The sequence below is a fragment of the Comamonas sp. A7-5 genome (genome assembly GCF_039581385.1).
Taxonomy (GTDB): domain Bacteria; phylum Pseudomonadota; class Gammaproteobacteria; order Burkholderiales; family Burkholderiaceae_C; genus Comamonas; species Comamonas thiooxydans.
The window spans coordinates 104,881-129,110 of sequence record NZ_JBCPWO010000007.1 but is presented as its reverse complement, the minus strand read 5'-3'; the positions used below and the strand labels follow the sequence as shown (position 1 = coordinate 129,110).

General features: G+C 64.9%; 17 protein-coding genes and 2 tRNA genes. 12 read left to right on the top strand and 7 right to left on the bottom strand.

Going from position 1 to position 24,230, the window contains the following annotated elements:
- The first annotated feature begins 18 nt into the window (after window positions 1-18).
- The 8 genes from AAIL67_RS14610 to recD all read left to right on the top strand — a co-directional run bounded on the left by AAIL67_RS14610 (window position 19) and on the right by recD (window position 13,747).
- On the top strand, window positions 19-588 hold the full coding sequence (locus tag AAIL67_RS14610) for a DUF4390 domain-containing protein (protein WP_034359628.1): 570 nt from the start codon (window positions 19-21) through the stop codon (window positions 586-588).
- On the top strand, window positions 588-2,909 hold the full coding sequence (locus AAIL67_RS14605; protein ID WP_224649553.1) for an ATP-binding protein: 2,322 nt from the start codon (window positions 588-590) through the stop codon (window positions 2,907-2,909). Before AAIL67_RS14610 ends, AAIL67_RS14605 begins: the two co-directional genes overlap by 1 nt.
- A gap of 39 nt (window positions 2,910-2,948) precedes the next feature.
- Entirely contained in the window at window positions 2,949-3,614 is a 666-nt protein-coding gene (locus AAIL67_RS14600) for a response regulator (protein WP_224649554.1), read from the top strand.
- A gap of 84 nt (window positions 3,615-3,698) precedes the next feature.
- A tRNA-Phe gene (locus tag AAIL67_RS14595) sits at window positions 3,699-3,774 on the top strand.
- A 174-nt stretch (window positions 3,775-3,948) separates the two neighbouring features.
- Window positions 3,949-4,024, top strand: a tRNA-Phe gene (locus AAIL67_RS14590).
- A gap of 239 nt (window positions 4,025-4,263) precedes the next feature.
- Window positions 4,264-7,851: an exodeoxyribonuclease V subunit gamma gene (gene recC, locus AAIL67_RS14585; protein WP_343484288.1), complete on the top strand. Its 3,588-nt coding sequence runs from the start codon at window positions 4,264-4,266 to the stop codon at window positions 7,849-7,851.
- A complete protein-coding gene (recB, locus tag AAIL67_RS14580) occupies window positions 7,848-11,660 on the top strand; it encodes an exodeoxyribonuclease V subunit beta (protein WP_343484287.1) in 3,813 nt (1,270 codons plus the stop codon). Before recC ends, recB begins: the two co-directional genes overlap by 4 nt.
- Window positions 11,657-13,747 (top strand): exodeoxyribonuclease V subunit alpha, encoded by a 2,091-nt coding sequence (gene recD / locus AAIL67_RS14575; protein WP_343484286.1) that lies wholly within the window; start codon window positions 11,657-11,659, stop codon window positions 13,745-13,747. Before recB ends, recD begins: the two co-directional genes overlap by 4 nt.
- 220 nt (window positions 13,748-13,967) lie before the next feature.
- Here the strand turns inward: recD and AAIL67_RS14570 are convergent, their stop codons facing one another.
- Entirely contained in the window at window positions 13,968-14,381 is a 414-nt protein-coding gene (locus tag AAIL67_RS14570) for a VOC family protein (RefSeq protein ID WP_034405219.1), read from the bottom strand.
- 44 nt (window positions 14,382-14,425) lie between these two features.
- The gene (locus AAIL67_RS14565; protein WP_059441656.1) at window positions 14,426-15,085 is read right to left on the bottom strand and encodes a glutathione S-transferase; all 660 of its coding nucleotides are present in this window, start codon (window positions 15,083-15,085) and stop codon (window positions 14,426-14,428) included.
- 115 nt (window positions 15,086-15,200) lie between these two features.
- Between AAIL67_RS14565 and AAIL67_RS14560 the strand changes: the two genes are divergently transcribed.
- The 4 genes from AAIL67_RS14560 to AAIL67_RS14545 all read left to right on the top strand — a co-directional run bounded on the left by AAIL67_RS14560 (window position 15,201) and on the right by AAIL67_RS14545 (window position 18,580).
- On the top strand, window positions 15,201-15,602 hold the full coding sequence (locus AAIL67_RS14560) for a hypothetical protein (protein WP_045840201.1): 402 nt from the start codon (window positions 15,201-15,203) through the stop codon (window positions 15,600-15,602).
- 139 nt (window positions 15,603-15,741) lie between these two features.
- Window positions 15,742-16,257 carry a copper chaperone PCu(A)C gene (locus AAIL67_RS14555; protein WP_034405223.1) on the top strand — a complete coding sequence of 172 codons (516 nt, stop codon included), beginning with the start codon at window positions 15,742-15,744 and terminating at the stop codon, window positions 16,255-16,257.
- A 127-nt stretch (window positions 16,258-16,384) separates the two neighbouring features.
- A complete protein-coding gene (locus AAIL67_RS14550; protein WP_343484285.1) occupies window positions 16,385-17,257 on the top strand; it encodes a PhaM family polyhydroxyalkanoate granule multifunctional regulatory protein in 873 nt (290 codons plus the stop codon).
- Between the two features lie 72 nt (window positions 17,258-17,329).
- Window positions 17,330-18,580 carry an FIST N-terminal domain-containing protein gene (locus AAIL67_RS14545; protein ID WP_003065653.1) on the top strand — a complete coding sequence of 417 codons (1,251 nt, stop codon included), beginning with the start codon at window positions 17,330-17,332 and terminating at the stop codon, window positions 18,578-18,580.
- 241 nt (window positions 18,581-18,821) lie between these two features.
- Here AAIL67_RS14545 and AAIL67_RS14540 read toward each other — a convergent pair whose 3' ends face one another.
- From AAIL67_RS14540 to AAIL67_RS14520, 5 genes are all read right to left on the bottom strand, one after another.
- Window positions 18,822-19,976 (bottom strand): peroxidase-related enzyme, encoded by a 1,155-nt coding sequence (locus AAIL67_RS14540; RefSeq protein WP_343484284.1) that lies wholly within the window; start codon window positions 19,974-19,976, stop codon window positions 18,822-18,824.
- A 15-nt stretch (window positions 19,977-19,991) separates the two neighbouring features.
- Entirely contained in the window at window positions 19,992-21,455 is a 1,464-nt protein-coding gene (locus tag AAIL67_RS14535; RefSeq protein WP_343484283.1) for an NAD(P)/FAD-dependent oxidoreductase, read from the bottom strand.
- Window positions 21,456-21,653: 198 nt separating this feature from the next.
- Window positions 21,654-22,664, bottom strand: a complete 1,011-nt coding sequence (locus AAIL67_RS14530) for a tripartite tricarboxylate transporter substrate binding protein (protein ID WP_034352982.1) — start codon at window positions 22,662-22,664, stop codon at window positions 21,654-21,656.
- Between the two features lie 210 nt (window positions 22,665-22,874).
- A complete protein-coding gene (locus AAIL67_RS14525; RefSeq protein ID WP_343484282.1) occupies window positions 22,875-23,279 on the bottom strand; it encodes a YXWGXW repeat-containing protein in 405 nt (134 codons plus the stop codon).
- A 200-nt stretch (window positions 23,280-23,479) separates the two neighbouring features.
- Complete coding sequence (locus AAIL67_RS14520) at window positions 23,480-24,211, bottom strand: helix-turn-helix transcriptional regulator (protein WP_003065639.1); 732 nt, start codon at window positions 24,209-24,211, stop codon at window positions 23,480-23,482.
- Between the last annotated feature and the right edge of the window lie 19 nt (window positions 24,212-24,230).

Here is a 24,230-nt window from a genome sequence, read left to right as displayed (position 1 = left end):
GCGGCCCGTGCAGCTTCGCTGGTGCTGGCGCTGTCCCTGGTTTTCGTGCTGGCCCGGGCCGATACCGTGCCGCCGGATATCAGCTCCATGCAGGTCACGCGTACCGACGAGGGGGTGTTTCTCTCGGCCAATCTGCAGTTCGAGCTGCCCGGTCAGGTTGAAGATGCCCTGCGCCAGGGCATTCCCATGTATTTCATTGCCGAGGCTCAGGTGCAGCGCGAGCGCTGGTACTGGTCCGATCAGCAATTGGGCGTCGCCACCCGCTATTACCGCATTACGCACCAGCCGCTGACCAGGCGCTGGCGTTTGCATATCTCCAATTCCGCCTTCACCGGCGGCAGCGGCACCGGACTGGCGCTGGGCCAGTCCTACGAGCAGCTGGAGGATGCCATCGCAGCCATTCAACGCATTTACCGCTGGAAGATTCTGGAGTCCGGTCAGCTCGGCTCCACTTCCGGCGTCTCGGTGCAACTGCGCTTTCGCGTAGATCTGTCGTCCCTGCCCAGACCTTTGCAGATTGGGGCTCTGGGGCGCTCGGGCTGGAATCTGCAGCTGTCGCGCACGCAGACGCTGGAGGCCGCTCCCTGATGGCTGACATCAAGCTCCCGGACGGCGAAGCCGGCGGCTCCTCTGCCGCGCGCTGGTCGCGCGCCACGCGCTGGGCCGTTGGCACGGGCGTGGCGCTGATGGTGGTGGTGGGGGTGCTGCTGCTGTTCCTGCTGACTTTGGCCACGAATAACCGGCTGGCCTACGAGCGCAACTACAACTGGCTGTTTGCCGCCAATGTCGTTGTGGCCGGATTGCTGCTGCTGGTGCTGTTCTGGGGCGGCTTGCGCCTGGCTCTGCGGCTCAGGCGCGGGCGTTTTGGCAGCAAGCTGTTGCTCAAGCTGGCTGGCATCTTCACCCTGGTGGGCTTGCTGCCGGGCTTGTTGATCTATGTGGTGTCCTACCAGTTCGTCTCACGCTCCATCGAGAGCTGGTTTGACGTCAAGGTCGAGGGGGCCTTGTCTGCGGGCGTGAGCCTGGCCAGTGCCACGCTGGATACCGTGGCCAATGACATGGCCAACAACACGCGCACGGCAGGCCTTCAGCTGTCTCAGACTTCGGATGCAGGGGCGGCACTGATGCTGGAGCGCATCCGAGATCAGATCGGAGCCTCCGATGTGGTGCTCTGGAATGCATCAGGCAAGGCCATTGCCAGTGCCGGTCAGTCTCAGTTCAGCCTCGCGCCCGAGCGGCCCAACACCCAGCTGCTGCGCAGCTTGAGGGAGCAGGGCGGTCAGCGTGCCGTGGCCAGCATCGAAGGCCTGGATGATGCCGGTGACGTGCCTGCCGATCAGGCTGCGGCCAACGCCAAGGTGCGCACACTGGCGCTGGTGCCCAGCTCGGCGGTGAATCTGTTGGAGGAGGCGCGTTATCTGCAGGCCACGATTCCCCTGCCGCAAGCCCTGGTCAGCAATGCCCTGGCCGTGCAGGAGGCCAATCGCGAGTATCAGGAGCGAGCACTTGCTCGCGGTGGATTGCAGCGCATGTATATCGGTACTCTGACGCTGGCACTCTTTCTGGCCGTGTTTGGGGCCGTGGTGTTGGCCGTGGTGCTGGGCAACCAACTGGCCAAGCCCTTGTTGTTGCTGGCCCAGGGCATGCGCGATGTGGCGCGTGGAGATCTGCGCCCCAAGCCTGCGCTGCAGAGCAAGGACGAGATTGGCGGGCTGACGCGATCCTTTGCCGTCATGACCCAGCAACTGGCCGACGCACGCTCCGACGCCAACCGCAACCTGCTGCAGCTCGATGCGGCGCGCAGCAATCTGCAGACCATTCTGGACAACCTTACTTCGGGCGTCATCGTGCTCGATCGCTCCGGGCGCATCGTCCTCAGCAACCCTGGTGCAACACGCATTCTGCGTGCGCCCATGGCGGTGTTCCAGGGCAAGCGCCTGCGCGATGTCTCTGGTTTGCAGGACTTTGCGCGCGTGGTGCAGGAGCAGTTCGAGATCTTTCTCGGCGATGCTTCGGCCGAGCAGGGGCGGGACCGCTGGCAGCAGGTCTATGAGCTGGACGCGGGCAACGGCAACGGCGATGTGGTGCACAACACCACCAGCCTGGTCATGCGCGGCGCGGAGCTGCCCGACGACCAGCGCCTGCTGGTGTTTGACGACATCTCGGAGATCGTCTCTGCCCAGCGCGCACAGGCCTGGGGCGAGGTGGCGCGCCGCGTGGCGCATGAGATCAAGAATCCGCTGACGCCGATTCAGCTGTCTGCCGAGCGTCTGGCGATGAAGCTGACCGACAAGCTGCAGCCTGCGGAGCAGGCGCTGCTGGCCAAGTCCGTGAAGACGATAGTCGATCAGGTGGGCGCCATGAAGCGTCTGGTCGATGAGTTTCGCGAGTACGCACGTTTGCCGGCTGCCAATCTGCAAGCGCTGGATTTGAATGCACTGGTCGCGGAGGTGCTGCAGCTCTATGGCGAAGAGAATGCGGCGGTGCGTGTGGAGGCATCGCTCGACGAAGCCTGTCCGCTGATTCAGGGCGATAGCCAGCAATTGCGTCAGGTCATCCACAATCTTTTGCAAAATGCGCAAGATTCCACGGCGCAAAGAGCGCAGGAAACAGGGCAGACTCCAGGATCCGTCACCATCGAAACCCGCTGGATGGACACGGCCCAGCGGGTGCGCCTGAGCATCAGCGACAGTGGCACAGGTTTTGCTCCCAATATTCTTCAAAGAGCTTTCGAGCCCTATGTGACCACCAAGTCTCGCGGCACAGGTCTGGGTTTGGCCGTGGTCAAAAAAATCGCCGACGAGCATGGCGCAAGAGTGGACCTGGGTAATCGAGAGGAAGACGGGATAGTGCAAGGCGCGCGAGTGTCGCTATCATTTGTACCTAACGACCGTGCAGGGACGGCTTGATCCCGCTTCGCACAAGGCATAGCAACAGGCTTTAGACACATGGCAAACATACTAGTGGTCGACGACGAACTGGGGATCCGGGATTTGTTGTCGGAAATCCTCAACGACGAAGGTCATAGTGTGGACGTGGCGGAGAACGCCACGCAGGCACGCGTATCCAGGGCCACCCACAACTACGATCTGGTGCTGCTGGACATCTGGATGCCGGACACCGACGGTGTCACCCTGCTCAAGGAATGGGCCACGGCCGGTCAGCTCACCATGCCCGTCATCATGATGAGCGGTCATGCGACCATCGAAACGGCCGTCGAGGCCACGCGCATTGGTGCACTGTCCTTCCTCGAAAAGCCCATCACCATGCAGAAGCTGCTCAAGGCAGTGGAGCAGGGGCTGGCGCGCAGCACCTCCAGCCAGGGCCCGGAAACTGCAGCGCATGCCAGCAACGGCACAGCGCCATCGGCCGTGGTCAGCATCACGGCCCAGGCGGCGGAAGACAATCTGCCCAACTCGCACCAAGGATTCGATCTCGACCGCCCCTTGCGCGAGGCGCGCGACGGCTTTGAAAAAGCCTATTTCGAATTCCATCTGGCCCGCGAAGGCGGCTCCATGACGCGCGTGGCCGAGAAGACCGGCCTTGAGCGCACCCACCTGTATCGCAAGCTGCGCCAGCTAGGCGTGGACCTTGGTCGCAATCGCCGCGGATAATTTCCAAAAAAATCGCAGTTTTCGATTTGGGGTCGAAAAGTGTGCCTATAATCGTGGCTTCGGCGCTCAAGGGTGTTGATGAAAGGCCCGGTAGCTCAGTCGGTAGAGCAGAGGATTGAAAATCCTTGTGTCGGCGGTTCGATTCCGTCCCAGGCCACCAGATTCAAAGCCCTGGATCAGCAATGATTCAGGGCTTTTCTGCATCCGGCTGATTCTTCTCCACTGGTATCGCAGACCGGTGAATGCTTCGGGCTGGAATGCCCCGGCGGGGCAGGACGCGGAAAAATATGCCTATAATCGCCGCTTCAGCAAATTCAAGTTGCTGAACAGCAAAGGCCCGGTAGCTCAGTCGGTAGAGCAGAGGATTGAAAATCCTTGTGTCGGCGGTTCGATTCCGTCCCAGGCCACCAGATTGAAAGCCCTGGATCAGCAATGATCCAGGGCTTTTCTCATTGCCGCCTTGAATGTCTGCAATAGGCCGTGGGCAGCAAAAAGCAGAGCGGCTTGCGCTTGCTTTGGCTCGATCTCAAGGTGTTTCAGCTCCAGTTCGCTTTGTAGGCATGTGCAACCAGCTTTTCATTTGATAGCGCCTGCATGCTGCCGTTAAGCTTGCAGCTTTCATCGTGCACAGACAGGCACAGGAGCGCGTGTGACAGCAGAGCAGCAATCAAGGGCGTCGCAATCGGCAGCGAACTGGCAGCCGGGCCTGATCGCCATTCACGGCAACCAGACCGAGGCGCTGGCCGATACCGTGCTGGCCTGGCTGGCGGCGCATCCCTTGCAGGCGCTGGAGCCCGAGATCGTGCTGGTGCAAAGCAACGGCATGGCCGAGTGGTTCAAGATGCGCATGGCCGAGCAGCAGGGCGTGTGCGCCGCAGCACAGGTCGAATTGCCGGCGCGCTTTGTCTGGCGCAGCTACCGGCAGATTCTGGGCAGGCATGAGGTGCCGCGTGAATCGCCGCTGGACAAGACGCCCATGATCTGGCGCCTGATGCGTCTGCTGCCGCAATGCCTGGGCGAGCCCGCGTTCGCACCGATCGCCAACTTTCTGCGCCCCGGCGAGCCGCAGCGCCTGCTGCAGCTGGCCGAAAAGCTGGCCGACCTGTTCGACCAGTACCAGATCTACCGCGCCGACTGGCTGGCCGCCTGGGAGCAGGGCGAGGATGTGCTGCGCACGGCGGGCCGCCCCGATGTACCCGTTCCAGAAGGGCAGCTCTGGCAGCCCCAGCTGTGGCGCAAGGTACTGGCCGAACTCAATGAACAGGAGCGTGCTGCCACCCGCCCGGCACTGCTGGCGCGGATTCTGGACGCGCTGCAAAGCGGTCAGCCGCCGGTCACGCCGCTGGCGCGCCGCGTGGTGGTGTTCGGCATGAGCCAGATGCCTCTGTCGCTGATGCAGTTTCTGAGCGGCATTGCCCAGCACAGCCAGGTGCTGATTGCCGTTCCCAACCCCTGCCGCTTTCACTGGGCCGATGCCATCGACGGGCGCGAGCTGCTGCGCCAGCAGCGCCGCCGCCATGCCGACAAGGGCGGCAAGGATCTGGCGCAGATTCCCTTGGCCGCCATGCACGCCCATGCCCATCCGCTGCTGGCGGCCTGGGGCCGGCAGAGCCGCGACTATGTGCGCCAGCTCGATGCCTTCGACACCACGGGAGACACCGCCGTGCAATGGGGCTGGCCGCGTGTGGATGTGTATGACGAGGCGGATGCGGGCGAGCTGATCGACGCACCGCTGCTGGCCCAGGTGCAGCAGCGCATTCGCGATCTGGTACCCATGTCTGAGCACCCTGCGGTCGAGATCGCAGCGGCCGACCAGTCCATCGTCTTTCACAAGGCCCATGGCCTGGTGCGCGAGCTCGAAGTGCTGCACGACCAGCTGCTGCAATGGCTGGCCGAGCCTGCCGCTGCAGGCCGCGCAGCGTTGGCGCCGCGCGAGGTCGTGGTCATGCTGCCGTCGATTGAAGAAGCGGCACCCGCCATCCGCGCCGTGTTCGGTCAGTACGGCCGCCACGATGCGCGCCATATTCCCTTTGATATCGCCGACGTGGGCGCGCGCGCCAGCAGCCCGCTGGTGACAGCACTGCAATGGCTGCTCAAGCTGCCTCAGCAGCGCTGCCGTCTGAGCGAGTTGTGCGATCTGCTCGATGTGCCCGCCGTGGCGGCGCGCGTGGGGCTGGAGGCCGACGATCTGCCCCAGCTCACGCACTGGATGGCCGGCGCAGGCATTCGCTGGGGGCTCAACCATGCGCAGCGCGCCCAACTGGGCCTGGCAGCCTGCGGTGATCCCAACAGCGCCTGGTTCGGCCTGCGCCGCATGCTGCTGGGCTATGCCAGCGGGCCGGCGCTGGAGGCCGCCTTCGACGAGGCACAGGCTTTTGCCGGCATGGAGCCCTATGACGAAGTGGGCGGCCTGACGGCCGAGCTGGCCGGATCGCTGGCCAGCTTGCTGGGGCGCATGCTGCAGTGGTGGCAAACGGCTGCAACGGCCGCGGCTCCCGAGGTCTGGGCCCAGCGTTTTCGCAGTCTGATGGACGACTTCTTTGTCGCGCAGGGCGATGAGGACCAGGCCTTGTGCGCCGCACTCGACACGGCCCTGGTCGGCTGGCAGGCCGCCTGCGAGCAAGCGGGCTTCGATGCCCTGATTCCGCTGGAGGTGGCGCAGGAGGCCTGGTTGCAGGCCCTGTCGGAGCCTGCGCTCAACCAGCGTTTTCGCGCTGGCGGTGTGACTTTCTGCACGCTGATGCCCATGCGCGCCATTCCCTTCGAAGTGGTGTGTCTGCTGGGCATGAACGATGGCGACTACCCGCGCCGCGCCACGCGCGTGGACTTCGATCTGATGGCTCTGCCCGGCCAGCAGCGCCCCGGTGATCGCGCGCGCCGCGACGATGACCGTCAGCTGATGCTGGATGCTTTGCTGTCGGCCCGCAGCAAGCTCTACATCAGCTGGGCCGGCCGCCATGTGCGCGACAACAGCGAACAGCCCCCTTCGGTGCTGGTCTCGCAGCTGCGCGACTATCTGCGCCAGGGCTGGCAAGGCGAAGGCAGCTCAGGCCTTTCCGCCAGCGAGCGCGGAGATCTGCTGCTGGCCCAGCGTACCCGCCAGCATCCTTTGCAGCCCTTCAGCCGCCGCTATTTCGAGCAGGCTTCGGGCCTGTCGACCTTCGCGCGCGAATGGTATGGCGCGCATGAAGAGCGGGAAGCGCAGGCGCTGCCGGTCGTGGCCGCCTTCGAGCCCGATCCCGAAGTGCCGCTGACGCTGACGCGCCTGACGGAATTTCTGCGCCATCCCGCACGCAGCTTTCTGCGCAACCGCCTGCAGGTGCGCTTTGAGCAGGACGAGGATCTGGTGGAGGACGACGAGATTTTCAGCGTCGACGGCCTGACCGCTTACGGCCTGATTCAGCAGTTGCAGCAAGGCGTGCGCACGCAGCTGGCGCACGATGCGGCGTTGGACGTGGGCATGCAAGTGCAGCGCCAGGTGCAGCGCCTGGGTCGTGCAGGCGTGCTGCCGCTGGCAGGTCTTGGCAGGCGCGAGGCCGAGGCCTTGCAGGCCCAGGCCACGCCGTCGCTGCTGGCGTGGCAGCAGCAGATGCGGCTATGGCCCCATGCGGCGCCGCGCGAGCGTTTGCTGCTGCACTCCGATGTGGTCACGCTGGATGACTGGATGGATGGCTTGCAGGAGCGTGAAGAGCCGTCTTCGGATGCGGGCCACAGCCGTTGCTGGTTCGCGCTGGAGCCGCGCACGCTGCTGAACAAGAAAGGCGAGCTTCAGGCCCACAAACTGCTGCCCATTTATGTGCGCAGTCTGGCGCTTTCAAGCAGGGGCAGCGACACGCTGATGGGCGTGATCGCACGCGACACCCTGGTCTGGGTGCAGCCGCTGGAGCCGGAGGCGGCCACGCAGCGCCTGCAAGCCTTGATGCAGCTGTGGCTGGCGGGCCAGAACGAGCCCTTGCCGCTGCCTCTCAAAGCCGCCATCGCAGCCGGCCTGGACGATTTGAGCGCCGCCGCACAGGCCTACGAGGGCGGCTACATGCTGGGCGGCGAATGCGAAGACCCCAGCTGGGCGCGCTGCTACCCAGACTGGGAGGCGCTGACGGCCGATCTGCGCTTTCATACCCTGGCCAAGCAGGTCTATGGCCCGCTGCATGACTGGCTGGCCGCGCAGGTGCAGACGGAGGATCTGCCCTTGATGCAGTGCGCAGAACAGAACGAACAACCAGGAGAGCCGGCATGAGCGCGCCCGCCAACCCGATGAAGCCCGGCAGCCAGGCGCTGCAGCCCCTGCATTTCCCGCTCTGGGGCTCGCGCCTGATCGAAGCCAGCGCGGGCACAGGCAAGACCTGGACCATTGCCGCGCTCTATCTGCGGCTGGTATTGGGCCACGGCGCAGAGAACGGCTTTGCCCGAGCATTGATGCCGCCCGACATTCTGGTGATGACCTTCACGCGGGCCGCCACGCGCGAGCTGTCGGACCGCATTCGCGCACGCCTGATCGAGGCCGTGCAATGCTTTCGCGGCGAGGCCGAACCGGCGGCGCACGACAGCTTCTTGCGCGACCTGCGCGATGCCTATGCCGAAGGCGAGCAGCGCGACACAGCGGCCTGGCGGCTGGACATGGCTGCGCAGTGCATGGACGATGCCGCCATTCACACCATAGATGCCTGGTGCCAGCGCATGCTGCGCGAGCATGCTTTCGACAGCGGCAATCTGTTTGATGAAACGCTGGAGGCCGATGAAAGCCAGCGTCAGACCGAAGCTGCCCAGGATTACTGGCGCCAGCAGTGCTACCCGTTGTCGGGCGAGGTGTTGGAGACGGCGCTGCAGGTCTGGCCCGATGTGCATGCGCTGGTCAAAGACATGCAATCGCTGCTGCGCGAAAACGTGCCCGCTGTGGCAGGTGTCTGGTCGTTGGGCGAATGCATTACGCAGACAAATGCAGAGCGTGCGCAGCGACTGCAAGCGCTGGCCGATGGCTGGGAAGCCAAGGCTGAGCGCATGTTGCGCTGGATCGAGGGTGAACTAGACGGCCGCGCCGCGCTGTGGGACAAGCGAAAGCTGCAGGCTCGCTACTACACAGGCTGGTTTGCGGCGCTGACCGTTTGGGCGCAAGACCCACTGAACCAGCCTCTGGAGCTCAGCGACTCCGCCCGCAAGCGCCTGTGCCCAGAGGGTATGGCCGAGGCCTTCAAGGGCTCGACCATGGACTTGCTGCTGCCCACTGAATTCTCCGAGCTGGAGCAATTGCTGAAAGCGTTGACCGAGCTGCCGTCGATCAAGGTGGCGCTGCGCCTGCATGCGGCAGTCCACGTGCAGCAGCGCCTGCTGTGGCTCAAGCGCCAGGCCGGCACTTTCGGTTTTGCCGATATGTTGCAGCGCCTGGATGCGGCTCTGGCTGGCGACAACGGCCCCGCGCTGCAAGCCGGCATCCTGGCCCAGTATCCGGTGGCGCTGATTGACGAGTTTCAGGATACCTCGCCGCTGCAATACCGGCTGTTCGACCAGATCTATCGCACGGCAGACAACAGCGCGGACAGCGCACTGCTGCTGATCGGCGACCCCAAGCAGTCCATCTACGGCTTTCGTGGTGCGGACATCTACAGCTATCTGCAGGCCAGGCAGGCGACCGAGGGCCGCCACTATGTGCTGGACACCAACTTCCGCTCCACCGAGGCGTTGGTCGATGCGGTCAACCAGTGGTTTGTGCAGGCTGAAGTGCGCGAAGGCGAGGGTGCGTTCATGTTCCGCGCCGGGCAGAGCAATCCGCTGCCGTTCGAGAGCGTCAAGGCCAATGGCCGCAAGGAGCGGCTGATGCAGGGCAGCCAGCGCATGGCAGCGTTGACCATTGCCTGGGATGGCAGCAGCGATGAGCCGCTGAGCAATGACGACATTCGCCGCCGTGGGGCGGAGTTCTGCGCCAGCCAGATCGTGCAGTGGCTGATGGACGGTGCCACGGGCTTTGCCGAGGCCGGCCAGCCGCTGCAGCGCCTGCGCCCGGCCGATGTCGCGGTGCTGGTGCGCACGGGTAAGGAGGCCGCTGCCGTGCGCCGTGCGCTGGCGCGGCGCAATGTGGCCTCGGTCTATCTCTCCGATCAGGACTCGGTCTTCGCCAGCGGCGAGGCACAGGATCTGCTGCTGTGGCTGCGTGCCGTGGCCGCGCCTCTGGACGGACTGGCCGTGCGTGCCGGTCTGGCCACGCCCATGATGGGTCTGTCGTTTGACGAGCTCGCATGGCTGGCCAGCGATGACGAGGCCTTCGATGCGCGCAGCGAGCTGCTCAAGGAACTGCACAGTCTCTGGCTGCGCCTGGGTGTGCTGGCCATGCTGCGCCAGACGCTGTACCGCTTTGAATTGCCGGCGCGCTGGCTGAAGGACATGGGCGGCGAGCGCCGTCTGACCAACTATCTGCACCTGGCCGAGCTGCTGCAAGGCGCGAGCGCCCAGCTGGAGGGCGAACAGGCGCTGATCCGCTGGCTGGCCACCCAGATCGAGAGCCCGGGCGCGGCCGGCGATGCTCAGATCGTGCGGCTGGAATCGGATGCCGATCTGGTCAAGGTCGTCACCGTGCACAAGAGCAAGGGGCTGGAGTACCCGCTGGTCTGCCTGCCGTTTGGCGGCAGCTTCCGGCCTGTGGACGGCAAGGCAGCCTATCTTTCGCTGCCCGTGCAGATCGATGGCGCACCCGCGCGCGAGCTGGTGCTGGACTATGACGATGCACAGCTGGCGCAGGCCGACAAGGAACGTCTGCGCGAGGATCTGCGCCTTCTCTATGTGGCGCTGACCCGAGCGCGCCATGCACTGTGGATGGGGCTGGCCCCCATGAAGCGCGGCAACAGCAAAAACTGTGCGAACGAACAGGGTGCGGCAGGCTATCTGCTGGCCGGAGATGTTTCGCAGGCCGCAGCCAGCTGGCGCGCCAGCATCCAGGCTTTGAGCGAGCGTTGCACGCAGATCGCCGTAGTGGATCTGCCGGCCGAACTGCCCGTGCCCACGCGCTATGTTGCCGCGCAGGCCTTGCCCGCCCTGGCCGCCGCGCCCGTGTATGAGGCGCAGTTCGACCGCCGCTGGGGCATTGGCAGCTTTTCGTCGCTGACCCGCGCCATGGCCGCACCCAGCCTGCCGGTCCTGCCGGTGCCCGCACAAAGTCCCGCCGAGGACGAGCGTGCGCTGCAGGCCCTGGAGGCGGGTGAAGCTGCGCTGGACCTGGGCGTCATCAACGAGGTCATGACCGCCCTGCCCAACTTGACCGGATTCGCCGCCGGTGCGCGCAGCGATGCTGCGGTGTGGCACCGCTTCATGCGCGGCCCGGTGGTGGGCAATTTCTTGCACGACCAGCTGGAATGGCTGGCCGCTGAGGACTTTGCGCTGCAGCCCGAGGATGATCCCGACAATAGTGAACCCCTGGCGGCCCGCCTGCTGCGCCGCTGCGAGCGCGCGGGCCGCAAGGAGCAGGCCGCCGATGTGCTGCAGTGGCTGCGCGCAGTGGTGCACCAGCCGTTGGCGCCGCTCGGCGTCTCGCTGGCGCAGCTGGGCGAAGGTGATGCGCTATTGCCCGAGATGGAGTTCTGGCTGCCGGCGCGGCGCCTGTCGGCACCGCGTATCGACGCGCTGTGCCGCCGGCACATCCTTACCGGCCAGCCGCGCCCGGTGCTGCCCGAGCGCGAGCTGCACGGCATGCTGATGGGCTTTGCCGATCTGGTGTTTCACCATGGCGGTCGTTACTGGGTGCTGGACTACAAGACCAACCACCTGGGCCAGGACGGCGCGGCCTACGCCCCTCAGGCGCTGGAGCAGGCCATGCTCGAGCACCGCTATGACGTGCAGGCTGCGCTGTATCTGCTGGCTCTGCACCGCCTGCTGCAAAGTCGGCTGGGCGCGGCTTACGACCCCCGCGAACAACTGGGCGGCGCGCTCTACTTCTTCCTGCGCGGTCTTGATGGCGAGGCCGCCGGCATGCATGTGTTGAAGCCGCCGCTGGCGCTGCTGGACGGGCTTGAGGCGCTGCTTGGCGACTGCGAGAGAGAATCGAAGGAGGTGCAGCCATGAAGGGCCGCCGCAAAGCCGATCTGCAGACGCTGGACCTGTTTGCAGCTCCCGCGGATGGTGACACGATTGCACTAGGCACGACGGACTGGCTGGCCGCGCTGGAGCGACTGGCCGATGCGGGTCTGCTGCGCCGCCTGGACAGCGCCCTGGCGGCCTTTGTCGCCGCGCAGGACGCCGAGGCCGGGCCTGCGCTGCTGGTAGCCACCGCCGTGCTGGCGCAGATGGAGGGGCGCGGTCATAGCTGCCTGCCCTTGAAGGCGCTGGCTGGCGATCCCAATCAGGTTCTCGCCTGGCCCAAGGAGGCCGAGCGTCTGCAGCAATCGCTATGGGAGCAATTGCCCGGCCGGCTGGCTGACTGGCTGCAGGCCCTGCGTCGCAGCCACGTGGTGCGTGTCGTGCAGCCGGGAACGGTAGCGGCAGATCGAGGTCAGCCGCTGGTGCTGCTGGACGGCGCTGCGCCCATGCTGTATCTGCGCCGCTACTGGGACTATGAACGCAGCGTGGCCGCACACATCACCCAGCGCACGGCGACCGATGCGGTGGCGCTTGACGAGCCCAGGGTGCGCGACTGGCTGGGGCGGCTTTTCAGCTCGTCCACCGTTGCCGCGAATGCTGTGGACTGGCAAAAGCTGGCTTGCGCGCTGGCGCTGCGCGGGCGCATGTCCGTCATCACCGGCGGGCCGGGCACGGGCAAGACCTATACCGCTGCCCGCCTGCTGGCGCTGCTGTTTGCCACGGCGCCGGATGCCACCCAGCTGCGCGTCGCGCTGGCTGCGCCAACCGGCAAGGCGGCGGCGCGGCTCAAGCAGTCCATCGACAGCTCGCTGCTGGAGCTGAAGGAGGCCGTGGGCCGCGAGCTGGATCTGGAAGCGCTGGTCAAGCGCATGGGGGCGGCACGCACCCTGCATTCGCTGCTGGGGGCCAGGCCCGACACGCGGCGCTTTGCCCACCATGCGGGCAATCCGCTGGATGTGGATGTGCTCATTGTCGATGAGGCCTCCATGATCCACCTCGAGATGATGGCCGCGCTGCTGCAGGCCCTGCCGCCTACGGCGCGCCTGATTCTGCTGGGCGACAAGGATCAGCTTGCCTCGGTGGAGGCCGGTGCCGTGCTGGGCGATCTGTGCCGCGATGCGCAGCGGGGCAATTACGCGCCGGACACCGCGGCCTATGTCGAGCGCGTGACGGGCCAGTCTCTGCCTGGGCAGTACCTGGCGCCGGCCAGGGCCTTGCCGCTGGCCCAGCACACTGTCATGCTGCGCGAGAGCCGCCGCTTTGGCGGCCCTATCGGTCAGCTGGCACAGGCCGTGAATGCCGGCGATGCACCGGCTGCCATGGCGCTGCTGCGCACGCAAACCCAGGCTGGTCAGCATGCCGAACTCTGGGCTCGTGAAGGCGGTGAGGTCGATGCCGTGGTGCGCAGCGCCGTGCAAGGCCGTGGCGGCATGGCCAGCTATGCCGCTTATGCCGAGGTGCTGGAAAGACATGGGCAGGGCAAGGGGCGCGGCTTTGCCACCGAGGCCGAGCACCGGCAATGGGTGAGGGAGGTGCTGGCCGCCTTCGACCGCTACCGCCTGCTGTGCGCCGTGCGCGATGGCAGCTGGGGCGTGGCGGGCCTGAACCGCGCGGTGGAGCAGGCCTTGCAGGCCATGGGCGTCATTCGCAAGGAGGGCGAGTGGTATATGGGTCGTCCGGTGATGGTCACGCGCAACGATGCGCAGCTGGGCGTGTTCAACGGCGACATCGGCATGGTCCTGCCCAGCTTTGCCGACTCGGCGCGGCTGCGCGTGTACTTCATGCAGGGCGAACATCTGCACCATGTCAGCACGGCGCGCCTGGCCCATGTGGAGACCGCATTCGCCATGACGGTGCACAAGAGCCAGGGTTCGGAGTTCGAGCACACGGCTTTGGTGCTGGCCGCGCAGGGCGGCAACGTGCTCAGCCGCGAGCTGGTCTATACCGGCATCACGCGGGCGCGCAAGGCGTTTTCGCTGTGGACCGAAGTGCCCGGCCTGCTGGCGTCGGCGATGGGCAGTCCCACGCAGCGCAGCAGCGGTTTGCTGGGATTCATGGAGAGTGCTCGGTAGCTTGTAGGTGAGATTCTGATTTGATGGCTGCTGCCGCAATCCAGGTAAGCGCTGGAGTGCTGATTCCGCTCAATCTATACAGGCTCCCCATCTGGCCTTGCTCGAAGTGATGGGTCTGTGGCACTGGCGCAGTCCAAGCGCGAGACGGCCAGCAAGTGCCGCCCCGCAGCCAAGGTCGTCGTCCCCCTTTGGGGGAAGACGCGAAGCGGCTCAGGGGAGATCAGTGCTCGTAAACCGCTTCCCAGTTGGCAAATCCCTTGACCTCGATGGGATTGCCGCAGGGGTCGGTGAAGAACATGGTCCACTGCTCACCGGGCTCGCCTTCGAAGCGCACCTGAGGCTCCAGAATGAAGGTGGTGCCAGCGGCTTTGAGGCGTTCGGCCAGGGCCAGCCAGTCGGGCTTGAGCAGGATCACGCCCAGATGGGGCATGGGCACCATATGGTTGCCGACCTTGCCGGTGTTGCTCACGGCAAAGGGCTGGCCCAGGTGCAGGGAGATCTGGTGGCCGAAGAAGTCGAAATCGACCCAGGTGTCGGTGCTGCGGCCCTCGCGGCAGCCGAGGACGCCGCCGTAGAAACGGCGGGCCTGGTCGAGATCGGTGACGTGGTAGGCAAGATGAAAAGCGCTTTGCATGATGGGGCCGAGCGTAGCATCACCGGGCCCGTACCCGGCACGCTTCAGCGCGCAGCCTTGGCCTGCATGCGTGCCATCAGCTCCTCGGTGTTGCTCTTGCGGTCGGCGTTGACCTTTTGCACCGTGGGGCGTTCGCTCATGCGGGCCAGATAGTCGCGCACCGGCAGTTCGGCCAGCAAATCGCTGCCGCCCAGGATCTTGCTGGCGCTGCTGACCAGCGGCAGATGCACGATGGCGCTGCAGTCGGCCAGCGTGAAGCTGTCGCCCGCGATGAACGGGGTATCGAAGCGGGCCAGCTTGGCAAAGGCTGCGATGTTCTTTTTCAACTGCTCCAGCGTCTTGTCGCGTGTGCCGTCACTGATCTTGCCGCCGAAGAAGGCCTGGGGATAGAGGTTGCGCGCCACCAGCTCCAGGTGCAGATTCAGATAGACGCAAAGCTCACGCACCTTGGCGGCAGCAAAGGGGTCTGCGGGCAGCAGCGGCACCTTGCTGGACAGTGTTTCCACATATTCGATGATGGCGTCGGACTCGCTGATGGCACCATGCTGGGTACGCAGATACGGCACCTTGCCCAGCGGCGATTCCTCGGGATTGGTGCTGCCCAGCCAGGCCAGCTCCTCCGCGAAGGGAATCTGCTTTTCCATCAAGGCCAGCTTGACCTTGTTGTAGTAGTTGCTGGCTGAAAATCCGCACAAAGTCAGCATGCTTGTCTCCTGATCGGTGGTTGTGAATAGGTATACGTGGCCAGTTATCGTAGAGGCAAGTGGCGCAAGCCCTGCGTCGCCAACCGGATAGCGGGCCGGCTTCTACAATCGCTCCATGCATTGGCGCGCGCACCCTCCTCGGCACAAACCGGCAGCCCTTCTGGCTCGCTGGGTGCTGGGTGCGTGGTTCTGCGTGCTGCTGGTCAGCATGCTCACGCCCTGGGCGCGCGCCACGCCGCCTGCTGGCTGGGAGGCTGTGTGCACGGCCAGCGGCAGCACACACTGGGTGCCCAGCCCCGCCAGCGACGATGCCGCCACCCCGCATGGACTGGATTGCGCGCTGTGCCTGCCGCTGCTGGCGCCGCCGCCAGCGCGGCAGCCAGATCCGGGTAGTCACCGCGCCGTTGTCGATGCCCGGCCTTGGGCCGAGGTCGCTCACAGAGCTTTTGTCTCCACCCTTCCGCCCGTACGTGCGCCGCCCTTTGAAACCCTGAAAAACATAGCTGAAGGCGCTTGATGGTCAAGCGTCTCAGATCGATTTGAGATTGACACGACATACGCAAATCAGGCCCAAGCAAGGTCTTGGTTTCAAGGAGAGCATCTTGATGCCCCCTTGTTTGCGTAAGTCCAGACTGAATTTGAATGGAGATGGTTTCATGAATACGCGTCGTTTTACCGTGATGGCCCTGGGTTCGCTGGTCGCTTCGCTGCTGGTTTCGGAGGCCGCCTGGGCCCATGCCGATGCGGCCCATGTCAAGGTCGAGAACGCCTGGGCCCGCGCCAGCGTGGCGGGTCAGCAGGCTTCGGGGGCCTTTATGCGCCTGACGGCCCAGGAGCCGCTCAAGCTCGTCGGTGTGGAAACCACGGCCGCCGCCGTGGCCGAGGTGCACGAGATGAAGATGGAGGGCGACGTGATGCGCATGCGCGCCATCGAGGCCCTGGATCTGCCCCAGGGCGTGGCCGTGGATCTCAAGCCCGGCGGCTATCACCTGATGCTGCAGCAGCTCAAGGCCCCGCTGGTCAAGGACAGCCAGGTGCCTGTGACCCTGGTGTTCAAGGATGCCAAGGGCGCAGTGTCGCGCCTGAGCCTGCAGCTGCCGGTGCGCGTGGCTGCCCCTGCGGCGGCTGGTGCCGGGCACCAGCACATGGGTCATGGTGGTCATCAGCATTGATGACTTGAGCCAGGCGCGCGACCTGCTCCCTTGTTTGCAGCAAACATCGCAAGTGCAGTAAGCTAGTTCCGTGTCCGGTCCCGTCCGGATGCGGATTCTGGTATCCATCCCTGCAGTGGAGAGCACTATGAGCGGCGACGCATCGGCATTTGGTTTCGGCAAGTTCATTCCCGGCTTTGATTTTCTGCAGGGGCTGGCGCAAAGCGCTGGCGCTGCAGCCAATCCCATGGGCCGCGTGCCGCAATGGGTGGCTCCCACCGTAAGCGTGGAAGAGGTTGACAAGCGCATTGCCGAGCTGAAAGCCGTGCAGTTCTGGCTGGAACAAAACAGCCGCGCCCTGGCTGCCACCATCCAGGCGCTGGAAGTGCAGCGCATGACGCTGTCCACGCTCAAGGACATGAATGTCAGCATGAGCGAGCTGGCCAAGTCCTTTCCTTTCCCCGGTGCAGCGCCGGCAGAGCCCGCTGCGACCGGCAATACCGGCTGGCCCATGGGGACCGCCACGGCCGCGCCAGCCGCCGAGCCTGCGGCAGAGCCGGAGCCTGAAGCAGAGCCCGCAGCGGCCGAGGCCGACAGCCGGACCCAGGCGGGCCCCTCTTCTCAGGCCGCCCTGAGCCAGGCCATGCAATGGTGGGGAGCGCTGACCCAGCAGTTCCAGCAGATCGCGGCCAAGGCCATGGCCGAGCCCGTGCCGCCCGAGACGCTGGCGGCCGCCCAGCGCGCCACCGAGATGGCCAGCGGTTTTGCCAAGTCCACCATGGAAAAGGTGATGGCGCAGGCTGGCGGCTTTGGCACTGCAGCTGCGGCGAAAACTGCGGAAAAGAATGCGGCAAAGAGCGCCGCGACAGCTGAACCCAAGCCTGCACGCAAGGCTGCGGCCAAGACCAGTCAACCCAAAACGGCAGCGAGCAAGACCGCAGCCGCTAAAAAAACTGCTGCCAAGCAGCCTGCCGCCAAAAAGACTACAGCCAAAACCTCTGCTACCTCGCGCAAGCCCTGAGCAATCCCTTCCCGCTAAGGTGGAAAATCGTGGTTGCAAGGCATCCACGCTCCAGCAAGAACAGGAGGGCTTATGTCACTGTTTCCCGTCGCTCATGCCAGCCATGAAGACTGGCGCGCTGCGACTGAGCAAGTCGTGCTGCAGCTGCGTGGGCAGTTGCTGCGCCAGTCACTGCAGCCGCACCGGCTGGGTCTGGTCTATATCGCGCAGGGGCTGGTGCCCCATGCGCAGCCCTTGCTGGCGCTGTTGGCGCGCGAGTTGCCCCAGGTCACCGACTGGGTGGGCAGCTCCGGTCACGCCGTACTGGCCATGGAGCATGAGTATTCCGAAAGTTCCTCGCTGGCGGTCATGCTGCTGGACCTGCCCGCAGCCCATTACCGCGTCTATTCCGGCGTGGCACCGCTGGCGCAAAGCGGCGCCGAAGCCGGATTCGAGGCGCATTCGGCCCTGGTGCACTCCAGCATCGATCAGCCTGATCTCGCTGAGCTGCTGCTAGAGCTTTCCGAGCGCATCAGCTCTGGAAATCTGTTCGGGGCGCTCAGCAGCGAGCAGGGCGTGCAGTTTGCCTGCCGCGCCGAAGATTTGCCCCGCTTGCGTGCCCAGGCCAGCGTCGGCATCTTTCATGCCGGCTTTTCCGGCGTGGCCTTCGATGCTGACGTAGCCTGTATTTCAAGACTGGCCCAGGGCTGCGCGCCTTTGGGCGCGGGGCTCGAAATTACCGAGGCCAGAGGCCCGGTGGTGCTGGAGCTCGAAGGCGAGCCCGCCTTGCCCCGACTGCTGCAGATGCTGGATGTGGAAGCCAGCCCCAGCGCCGGAGGCGGCTGGCAGGCTGCGTTGTCGCAGCTGCGCAAGACCCAGGCCGCGATTGCCCCGCTGGGCCGGGGTCTGGAGCGCGGGGCGCTCACCGACGAGGCCCAGGTGCTGCATATTGTGGGGCTGGATCCGGTGCGCCAGGGCGTTGCGCTGTCGTCGCCCGTGGAGGCCGAGCATACGGTGATCTTCTGCCAGCGCCAGAGCAGCGCGGCCCGTCATGAGCTGATGCAGATGGGCGCGGCCCTCAAAGACGCGCTGCAGCCCGACTTTGCCGATGCCGGCCCCGAGACCATGGCCGAGGCGGCCCAGCCCCAGCATATACGCGGTGCCATCTATGTGAGCAGCAAGGGACGGGGCAGCGAGCTGTTTGGCGGCGCCGATGCCGAGCTCAAGCTGCTGCGCCATGCGCTGGGGCCGGTGCCTCTGATCGGCCTGGTGGCCGAGGCACAGCTGATGGACGCACATGTGCATCAGCTAGCCGGCGTGCTGACGGTGTTCACCGGTAAATAGCCTGAAATTTGATAGCTGCTAACGCTTGATTCAAATAGGTTTTAGGAGGTATTTGTTCTGAGATTACGGTTTTAATTGCGCAAGCAGCTATCAAAAAAAGAAAAGCCGTGCCAAAAACGGCACGGCCTAAAACCAGTGACAGCAAGCAAGCGCCGCCGCGCAGCGACGCTGTCGTCCCCCTCCCGTAGCGCGCAGCGCGTAGAGAGAGGGGGAAGGCGCTGGGCCGCCTAGGCAAAGCGACTCAGGGGGTGGTGTAAATTTCCACACCCAGATTCAGCATCAGGCGGTTCGCCCAGCCAAACAGTGCGGCCGAGTGCAGCATGTCCAGAATTTCCAGATCGGACAGACCTGCATCGCGCAGCGGCTGCAGATGCTGCTTGCCAAAGCCGCCCGGCGTGCGCGTCAGTGTCAGCGAAGCCTGGATGATGGCGCGCTCGCGGGCATTGGTGCCGGCGGTCTCGGGCTCGTCAAACAGCTGGGCCATCACATCGTTGCGCTTGGCCAGTTGCTCGAAGCGTTGAGCGTGCACCGAAGCGCAGTACACGCAGCCGTTGGAGCGAGAGACGGCAGTGGCCGCCACTTCACGCTCGGCGCGGGAAAGGCCGCCGGGTGCATACATGATGGCGTTGAAGGCCTGGGAGCGCTCCAGCAGCACCTGGGGCTGACGCGCCAGCAGCAGATAGAAGTCCATGCTCTTGGCCTTGGGGTGGCTGACCTCCAGCACCTGCTGCTGCTCGGGCGTGGCGGTGTCGGGGTCCAGCACCTGCAGCCAGGCCTTCCAGTCCAGCGTCTCGCTGGTAAAGCCGTTGCGGCGCAGCGGCTCGCCGGGCGGTGGCAGATTGGCGGGGTGGACAAAGGGCGCGGCATCGGCAGGCTGGGGGGCCGGCGCTTCGGTCGCGCCGCCCAGCTCTCCCATGGCCTTCACACCCGCCAGCAGGCGGGCCTGATACGAGACAAAGCCGATCAGCTGGGCCAGCAGCACGGTGTCGTTGAGCGACAGGCCGGCGGCGGGAATGGCCAGCAGCGCGGCCTGATCGCTCTGGGCCGGGTTCAGGGCCAGCGTGCGCACAAAGTGCAGCATGGCGTCCAGGCGCGCATTGCCGGTCTGGGCACCGGGCTGATCGAGGATGGCGCGAAGCTCGGGCGTGATGGCTTGGCCCAAGGCCTCGGCGCGCGCACGGTATTCGGCTTCCAGCATGCTCACGCCGCTGACGCGGGCCTGCTCGGCAGCCAGCACCAGGCGCTCGGCCTGGGTCAGATCGCTGTCCAGCTGATTGCCCAGCAGCAGGTCTTCGCAGGCCTGGGTGGCCAGAGCGACTTTTTCGCGCTCGTGGCGAGTGGTGAATGTGGGGCTGCCCTGTTCGAGGCCGGCCAGTCGGTCGATGGTGTCTGTCATGCGAAGTCTCTTGATTTAGGGTTGCAGCTGCCGGATGCGCGCAGCGCTGTCGGCTGCGGTCCATTCCGTGCCATCCAGTTCGGGCTCGGCATAGGCCTTGAGCTTGTCGAAGTGCTGCTCGATATCGTCCAGATAGAACAGCGAGGCCAGGCCCTGGGCCAGCTTGCGCGCCCCGTCGCTGATGGCGGGAATATCGCCCGACACCGTGCCGTGCGAGAGCGCAGCGGGGTAGCAGAAGCAGTGAATCCGGTCGAGACCGGGAAGGTCGCCCTGGAACTCGAACAGCGGGCCCAGATCTGGCGATGCCGACAGCTCGGCATCCTCATCGCCGGTCTCGGGCGTGAAGCGGCTGTTCCACAGCTTTACATGGGCAGCGATGTCCGCAAATTCGGGACGCAGGCTCCAGTCGATGGCAAAGCCTGTGGAGACGATGAGAAAGTCCAGCACGAACACGCCGGCCGAGGTCTGCACCTGCAGCTTGTTGCCTGCTTTTTCCACGCTCTGCACAGCGCAGCCCAGGTTGAAGAAGGCGTTGTCATGGCGCGAGACACGCAGCGTGCTGCCGTGCGGCGGCGGCACTTGCTGGGCGTTGATGTAGTGGCGGATGCGCCATTTCCATGCATCGGGCAGCAGATACTGACCGTGGGTCAGACCGGGCACGCCCGAGCCCTTGGACTTGTTGATCAGCGGCAACTGCTGGCGGCGGATCAGCATGTCCACGCTGGCCGCGCCGTTTTCGAGAGCCGTCGCGGCGCTGTCCATGGCCGAAGCCCCGGCGCCGACCACGCCCACATGCTTGCCCGCCAGCGTGGCGTAGTCCATGGCGTCGGAGGAATGGGCCCAGAACTTCCTGTCCACGCCCCGCATGAAGGCGGGAACCGTGGCGCCGCCCAGGCCGTCGCGGCCTGTGGCCAGCACCAGGCGGCGGGTTTGCCAGGTGGCGGTCACGCCATTGGCCTTGACATCGACTTCCACCACGCCATCGGCCTGCGGGCGCACGGCAATGACTTCATGGCCGTTGCGCACATCGGCGTTGGTCACGCGGCGGTACCAGCGCAGATAGTCCATCCACTGCAGGCGCGGGATCTTGTCCAGCGCTGTCCAGGCATCCAGGCCGAACTGGGCGATGAACCAGGCGCGAAAGGACAGAGCTGCAACCCCCATGGCAGGGCCGGTCAGCTCCTTGGGCGAGCGCAGGGTTTCCATGCGCGCCGTGGTGGCCCATGGGCCTTCGAAGTCTGGCGCGGACTTGTCCAGCAGCACAGGGTTGATGCCGACCTGCTGCAGCGCCATGCTGAGCGCGAGACCGGCCTGGCCGGCGCCGATGACGAGCACGTCATGCACCGGCAGTCCCTTGCGCGTGGAGGGAGGAATCCAGGCCTTGGCAGGCCAGCCCAGAGTGACGAAGTCGTCACGCAGGCGCTCTTCCAGCACTGCAAGCCCCGTGGCGGCGCCTGCCGTAGAAGTTGAATAAGACATAGCTAAAACCCAAAAGCGCCTGAGGCTTGAGCCGCAGACGCATCAAACAAACACCGATAACTTAACACTGCTTGAACCGAAGCAGGACCAAGTGAGAGACACCGAGGAAGGGGCCCCCGCACCGAGGGTGTCGTTCCTCTCCCTTGGCGCGCAGCGCGTAGAGAGAGGGGGGGACGCGGCAGGGCCGCTCAGGGGGTGTTAGTCAATACTTATCTTGGCATCCTTGACCACCTTGGCCCATTTGATGCGATCTTCATGCACGGTCTTCTTGAACTGCTCGGGTGTCTCTTCGCGGATGGTGTTGCCCTGGGAGACAAAGCGCTCGCGCACCTCGGGCTGCTTGAGCACGTCGTTGACGGCCAGGTTGAGCTTTTTGACGATGACCGGGTCCGTGCCCTTGGGCGCGAAGATGCCGAACCAGATGGAGCTGTTGAAGCCCTTGGTGCCCGGCAGGCCGCTGGCGGCAATGGTGGGTACTTCCTTGACGGCTTCCACGGGCTTGGCCGTGGTCACGCCCAGCAGGCGCACCTTGCCGGCCTTGTAGTGGCTCAGAACGGTCTGCACCTGGTTCATGATGCAGCAGGTCTCGCCGCGCAGCACCGAGGTGATGGCTTCGGGGCCGCCCTTGTAGGGCACGTGCACCATGTCCAGGCCCAGACGCGAGTTGAACTCGGCGAATGCCATATGGGTGCCTGCGCCATTGCCGGTGGAGGCGTAGTTGTACTTGCCGGGATGGGCCTTGACCTCGTCGACGAACTCCTTGAGGTTCTTGACGTTGATCACATTGGGATTGATGGTCAGCACATTGGCCACGTCCACCAGCGGTGCGACGGGCACAAAGTCGGCCTCCACGTCGAACGGCAGTTTCTTGTACAGCGCGGCATTGCTACCGTGGGTGGCGGCGGTGCCGAAGTAGATGGTGTAGCCATCGGGCTTGGCGCGGGCCACGAACTCGCTGCCGATATTGCCGGCGGCGCCGCTCTTGTAGTCAATGATGACAGGCTGGCCCAGAATCTTGCCCAGCGGCTCCTGCGCCACACGGCCGATCACGTCCACACCCGAGCCTGCGTTGAAGCCCATGATCATGGTGATGGGCTGATGCGGATAGCTGGCAGCGCCGGGGTCGGCCGCCTGGCTGGCCAGGGGAAGCAGGGCGGCGGCCGCCGTTGTGGCAACAAGACCGGAGATGAAACGGGGCAGCAAACGCATGATGGGACTTGTCCAGAGGAACCTTGAATGCTGTGAATTGTGTCCGTAATTTAATGATTTGCTTCTATATGCTTATGCAGCATTAAGCTTGTGGGGTTAATGCAAAAAAAGCCCAGGTCTCTTGCGAGACATGGGCTGAAATCCGCTGGAAAGTGATGACTCGGAGGGGCCAGCGGAGGGAGCGATCAGGCTTAAAGCGTCAAGAGGCTCTTAGCGACGATAGGGGTTGTGGGGGTTGCGGTCATGGCGGTTGGGCACGCCGTCACCGTCCCTGTCCCAGCGGCTGGCGCGGTAGTCCCAGCGGTTGCCGTGCTGCACCCAGGCGGGCTGGCGGTACACATAGCCGGGGCGGTTCTGCACCCAGTGGCCGGCGCGCCAGACATGGCGATGGCCACGCGGCTCCCAGTAACCAGGGGCCCAGACATAGCCACGGCGCGGAGCGGGCACAGCTTCATAGCGGACCGGGGGCGGTGCGTTGAACTGCACGTTCACATAGGCGCCCTGGCTGGCACCCGCCCAGTAAGCGTTTTGGGCCTGTGCACTACCGGCAAAGCCCAGCAAGGCGAGTGCGCCTGCGGCAGCGACGGTGTGGATGGTGTTGCGGATTGTCAGCATATACGCCTCCTTCATGGGTAGCGGGCTGTCTGTGGGTCCAGGCATCCCTTGGGCTCCATGTTGGAAGGCCAGCGTCAACCGTGGGTTGCCGCTGTGCGAAGTCTTGCAATCTTGTGTGTCTGTTTGGTGAAGAATGTATAAAACAGGCGGCTGATGCAGATACAGCAATCGCATTTAGCTACATATTTGGGAGTGAAGGTCTACCGGCGCAAGGCCGCAAAGGCGGGCAGCTCCCATTTGCGCATGCCCAGCACCAGGGTGTAGCCCTCGATCTTGTTGGGGCCCAGGCGCTGATCCTGCAGATGCTGCTGTGAAAAGTCCTGACCGATGCGCTGAATGCGCTCCACGAAGCTGGGCGCCAGGCTGGGGGCGATGGAGCCATGCACCAGCAGCATGGTCTCGTCCTCGCCGGCAAAAGTGCCGCCAAAATAGTCCAGCACGGCGTTCTCACGGAAGAAGTCCATCACCGGGCCGTTGGTCTGCCAGCGGAAGGTCTTGGCCAGGCGCAGCTTGTAGCGGTTGCCAGGACGCAGCTCGATGATGCCGATGCGGTCCAGCTGCGCCAGATAGCCTATGCCCTCGGGCTCGCTGATGCGGTAGGTGGCGACGATCTGCTCCAGCGTCCACTGGCTGAGCACGCAGATCGCCGTGAGCAGCAGCTTGCGGTCGGCAACCACGGCAATCTCCTGCTCGCGCGTGATCTGCTGCAGCAGCGGCCGGCTGTCGGCCACATTGCGCGCCAGATCGGCAAAGTCCAGGTGCAGGGCGCGGCAGATCTCGTCGATGCGCGACAGCGGCATGTCGCCCTTGGCCAGCATGCGCTTGACGCTGGATTCGGCCATGCCTATGGCCTGGGCCAGGTCGGCATAGGTCATCTGCGCGGCCTTGAGTTCTTTCTTGATGGCGGTGACGAGATCGGCAGTCGTGCTCATGGTATCGGTTGGTAGTACT